Genomic DNA, 4707 nt, shown 5'->3' with positions numbered 1-4707 from the left:
TCGGCGGCGAGCAGCACCCAGCCGGCGTCCGGCGGCGGGCGGAAGTAGACGCCGCCGTTGTCCTCGTGGGTCGGGCCAAGGACGGCCACCCGGTCGCCGGGCCGCGCCGAGGTCGCCCAGCGGGAGGCCGGCCCGCCGTCGCCGTGCAGCGCGAACTCCACGTCGAACTCCTCCGGCTCGCGCCGCTGCCCGCACACGGTGTAGGTGCGCATGACCGCACGTACGTGCGGGTCCATGGCGCGATAGCGCGGGTACCAGTCGTCGTCCGCGCCGGGCATCACGGGCGTCTCCTGGTGCCCGTGGGGGAAGAACAGCTTGACCCGCTGGTCGCGGCCGCCGCACGTCAGGCCGGCCAGCCCCTCGCCGCCGAAGGTGATCCGCCTCATGCTGAGACCGAGAAGCTCGGCGCGGACGACGTGGACGTCGAAGAAGCGGAACGGTGCCGTGCGCGTGCTCGCCGCCGCGGATGCCACCTCAGCTCACCTTCTTGGCGTCGCGTACGGCCTTGGCGATGGCCTCCAGCACTGGCGCGCAGCCCGCGTAGCTGAACCGCGGTTCGCTCAGCCAGGGGGTGATCTGGCCGGCCTTGACCGCCGGCAGCTTCGACCAGGTCGGTTTGGCGGCGAGGTCCTTCGGCTGCAACGCGGCGGTCCGGGAGTCGAGCAGGATGATGTCGGCGGGGTACTTGTCGGCGTTCTCCCAGCTCAGGTTCTCGAAGAAGCCCCCGGTGACCTTGTTCGGCACGATGACGTCGACGCCCAGGCTGCGGAAGTAGGACAGGTCGGCGTACACGCGCGGGTCGGAGACGTAGAAGAGGTCGGGGCTGCCGGACGCCGCCAGCACCTTGATGCCCGGGTTGGCCTTGGCCGCCGCGCGTATGGACTCCGCGGCGGACTCGAAGCGCGTCTTCGCGGCGGTGACCGCCGCGGCCTTGACGTCGGCGCCCAGCGCGACGGCGAGCTGCTCGTGCCGCTGGAGCGGCTGGAGAAGGCTGACGTGCGAGGTGGTGAGCCCGACGCTCGGCGCCAGCTCGAAGATCTTCTTCTTGCTGTCGTCCGGGACGAACCACAGGTTCGGCGGCTGGATTATGTCGGAGACCAGCAGGTCGGGGTGCAGCGCGGCGTACTTCTCGATGTTGAACTCGCCGTAGGCGTTGCCGATGATCGTGACCTTGTTCACGTCGAGCTCCCCGGCCAGGGGGTCGGGGCGGCCGTCCTTGAGCTTCGTCGGCCCGAAGACGCCGACGAGCTGGTCGCCGACGCCGAAGTCGTGCAGCGCGGCCGCGGTGCCGACGTAGGCGACGATCCGCTTCGGGCGGCTCTTCGCGGTGGCCTTCTGGCCGCGGTCGTCGGTGAACGACCAGCCGCCGGAGGCGGCGGCACGGCCTCCGCCGTTCCCGCCACAGGCGGCGAGCAGCGCGACGAGTCCGACGGCGCCGCGGGCGGCCAGCAGGCCGCGGCGGGACAGGTCGTGCGTTCCGGCCATGGCGAAGCCTCTCTCGTCACAAGGGGGAATGGTCACCGAAGTCATGTGGGGGCTGATCGTCGGAGGGGCTTAGGTTAACCTAACCTAAGTCCTCCCTGTCCAGTAGGGTCAGGCCCCTCGATCAGTATCGGAGCTGGTACGTGCCCGTCACCGACTCGGCGCGCGTCGAGACGCGACCGGACGCGCCGGCCCGCGCCCGCCCTCGCGCGGTGCGTGTCACCGGCCCGTTCGCCGCGGCGCTGTTCCTGCTGGCCGTGCTCGTGCTGAGCCTCGCGTTCGGCGCCAAGCAACTCTCGCCGTCCGAGGTGTGGCACGGGCTGACCGACCCCCACGCGCCGGCCTACACCGTCGTCCGCCAGATCCGGCTCCCGCGCACGCTGCTGGGCCTGCTCGCCGGCGCGGCGCTGGGACTCGCCGGCGGCCTGATGCAGGCCCTGACCCGCAACCCGCTGGCCGACCCCGGACTGCTCGGCATCAACGCCGGCGCGGCCTCCGCCGTCGTCTCGGCGATCTCCTTCTTCGGCATCACCTCCTTCACCGGCTACGTGTGGTTCGCCTTCGCGGGCGCCGGCGCGGTCTCGGTCGTGGTCTGGGCGGTCGGCGGCGGGCGCGGTGCGACCCCGGTACGGCTCGCGCTCGCCGGAACGGCCGTCAACGCGGTGATGTACGCCTACGTCAACGCGGTGCAACTGCTCGACACCGACTCGCTGGACCGGATGCGGTTCTGGACGGTCGGCTCGCTGGCCTCCGCGCGGCCCTCCACGGTGACCGGGATCCTGCCCTTCGTCGCGGCCGGGACCGTGCTCGCGCTGCTGCTGGCCCGCCCGCTGAACGCCCTCGCGCTGGGCGAGGAGTCCGCGAACGCGCTCGGCGCGCGACCCGCGCGCACGCGAGCGGGCGCCATCGTCGCGGTGACCCTGCTGTGCGGCGCCGCCACCGCCGCGTGCGGGCCGATCGTCTTCGTCGGCCTGATGGTGCCGCACGTCGTACGCGTCCTGACCGGCCCCGACCTGCGTCTGCTGCTGCCGTACTGCGCGCTCCTCGCGCCCACGACACTGCTCGGCGCGGACGTGCTCGGGCGGGTGCTCGCGCGGCCCAGCGAAGTGCAGGTGGGCATCGTGACCGCGGTGCTCGGCGGACCGTTCTTCCTGCACGTCGTACGGCGCGGACGGTGGGCGCGCGCATGATCCTGCGGACTCCCGGCGGCGGGTCGGTGCGCGTGCGGGGACGCGCCCTCGCGGTGGGCACGGCCTGCGTGCTCGCCGCACTCGTGTTCGCCGTCGCCGCGATCGGCAGCGGCGACTATCCGATGTCACCGGCCGCGGTGGTGCGCACGCTCGCCGGGTACGGTTCGGCCGCCGACGCGTTCATCGTGGAGCAGGTACGCCTGCCACGGGTCCTCACGGCCCTCCTGACCGGCGCCGCCCTCGGGCTCTCCGGCGCCCTGTTCCAGTCGCTCGTGCGCAACCCGCTGGGCAGCCCCGACCTGCTGGGCTTCACCCAGGGCGCGGCGGCGGGCGCGCTGGTGATCGTGATGGTCGGCGGCGGCAGCGTCATGCTCATGGGCGGCGCGGTGGTCGGCGGCGTCGTCACCGGCGCGCTGATCTACGCCCTCTCCTGGCGGCAGGGCGTGCACGGCTACCGGCTCGTGCTCATCGGCATCGGCGTCGCGGCCATTCTGACCGGTGTCAACGGCTACCTGCTGACCCGCGCGAACATCCCCGACGCCACGCGCGCCGTGCTGTGGCTGACCGGCAGCCTCAACGGGCGCGGCTGGAACGACGTGGTGCCGATGCTCGTCACGGTGGCGGTCACGGTGCCCCCGGTCCTGCTCGGCGGCGGGCGCGGCCTGCGCATGCTGGAGATGGGCGACGAGACGGCGTACGCCCTGGGCGTGCGGGTCGAGCGGCTGCGACTCATGCTGCTGACCGCCGCCGTACTGCTCGCCTCGTTCGCCGCGGGCACGGCCGGCCCGGTCTCGTTCGTGGCGCTGACCGCTCCCCAGCTCGCCCGGCGGCTCACCGCCGACCCGGGCCCGAACCTCGCCGCCTCCCTGTGCATGGGCGCGGCGCTGCTCACCGGCGCGGACCTGGCCGGCCAGCGAATCGTCCCGGGACACCAGCTCCCGGTGGGCGTGCTGACCGGCGTACTCGGCGGCGGCTATCTTCTGTGGCTGCTCGCCACTCAGCGAAAGAGGGGCCGGATATGACACGCCTGCGCGCGAACGACCTGACACTCGCGTACGAGCGGCGCACGGTCGCCGAAGGACTGAGCGTGGCCGTGCCCGACCGGTCGTTCACCGTGGTGGTCGGCCCGAACGCCTGCGGAAAGTCGACCTTGCTGCGCGCCCTGGCGCGCACGCTGAAACCGCGCTCGGGCACCGTCCTGCTGGACGGGCAGGACATCCACACGCTGCCGACGCGGGCCGTCGCCCGTACGCTCGGCCTGCTCCCGCAGTCCCCGATCGCGCCGGACGGCATCACGGTCGCCGACCTGGTCGCCCGCGGCCGCTACCCGCACCAACGCCTGTTGCGCCAGTGGTCCCGCGAGGACGAGCGGGTCGTCGGCGATGCGATGCACGCGACGGGCATCGCCGATCTGGCCGGCGCGTACGTCGACGAGCTCTCCGGCGGCCAGCGGCAGCGCGTCTGGATCGCGATGGCGCTCGCCCAGGAGACCCCGCTGCTGCTCCTCGACGAGCCGACGACGTTCCTCGACATCGCGCACCAGATCGACGTCCTCGACCTGTGCGCCCGGCTGCACCAGGAGGAGGGCCGGACACTGGTCGCCGTCCTGCACGACCTGAACCACGCGGCCCGCTACGCGACACACCTGATCGCGATGCGCGACGGCGCGGTGGTCGCGGAGGGCGACCCGGCATCGGTCGTGACGGCGGAGCTGGTGGAGGACGTCTTCGGCCTGCCGTGTCGCGTCATCCCCGACCCGGAGACCGAGACCCCGCTGGTCATACCCGCGGCCCGGCGCTCGGCCCCCGTCTAGATCAGCGAGCGCTCGTGCCCTGCCCGCGCCGCTGGTCTCAGGCAGGGGTGAGCGTCTCAGTGGTGCCGCGCATCGGACCGTCGTCGTGATCAGGCGTTCCCCGCTTGTTCCCCTCGGGGCGCGGTGGCCCGGGCCGGGGGCCCGGGCCACCGCCCGGGTCAGTCGCCGACCAGGCGGACGCGGCGGCCCTGGAACTCGCGTTGGCGGCGGACCGCGTACCTT

5 protein-coding genes are annotated in these 4707 nt (G+C 73.1%); 3 read left to right on the top strand and 2 right to left on the bottom strand.

Annotated features, from left to right (window positions below; genetic code table 11):
- Positions 1–473: siderophore-interacting protein (locus ACFFNX_RS42760; RefSeq protein ID WP_378211971.1), on the bottom strand; the 473-nt coding region annotated here is incomplete at its 3' end.
- 1 nt (position 474) lies between these two features.
- Positions 475–1485, bottom strand: a complete 1011-nt coding sequence (locus ACFFNX_RS42755; protein WP_378211970.1) for an ABC transporter substrate-binding protein — start codon at positions 1483–1485, stop codon at positions 475–477.
- Positions 1486–1625: 140 nt separating this feature from the next.
- Between ACFFNX_RS42755 and ACFFNX_RS42750 the strand changes: the two genes are divergently transcribed.
- The 3 genes from ACFFNX_RS42750 to ACFFNX_RS42740 are packed head-to-tail and all read left to right on the top strand — an operon-like array spanning position 1626 to position 4485.
- Positions 1626–2672: a FecCD family ABC transporter permease gene (locus ACFFNX_RS42750; RefSeq protein ID WP_378211969.1), complete on the top strand. Its 1047-nt coding sequence runs from the start codon at positions 1626–1628 to the stop codon at positions 2670–2672.
- Positions 2669–3694, top strand: coding sequence for a FecCD family ABC transporter permease (locus ACFFNX_RS42745; protein WP_378211968.1), 1026 nt, complete (start codon positions 2669–2671; stop codon positions 3692–3694). Before ACFFNX_RS42750 ends, ACFFNX_RS42745 begins: the two co-directional genes overlap by 4 nt.
- Complete coding sequence (locus tag ACFFNX_RS42740; RefSeq protein ID WP_378211967.1) at positions 3691–4485, top strand: ABC transporter ATP-binding protein; 795 nt, start codon at positions 3691–3693, stop codon at positions 4483–4485. The genes ACFFNX_RS42745 and ACFFNX_RS42740 overlap by 4 nt, the downstream gene beginning before the upstream one ends.
- The last annotated feature ends 222 nt before the right edge of the window (positions 4486–4707 follow it).

This window comes from Actinoallomurus acaciae (assembly GCF_042429965.1).
Taxonomy (GTDB): Bacteria; Actinomycetota; Actinomycetes; order Streptosporangiales; family Streptosporangiaceae; genus Actinoallomurus; species Actinoallomurus acaciae.
The sequence above is the reverse complement of the archived record's forward strand: the minus strand, read 5'-3'. Positions and strand labels throughout refer to the sequence as shown.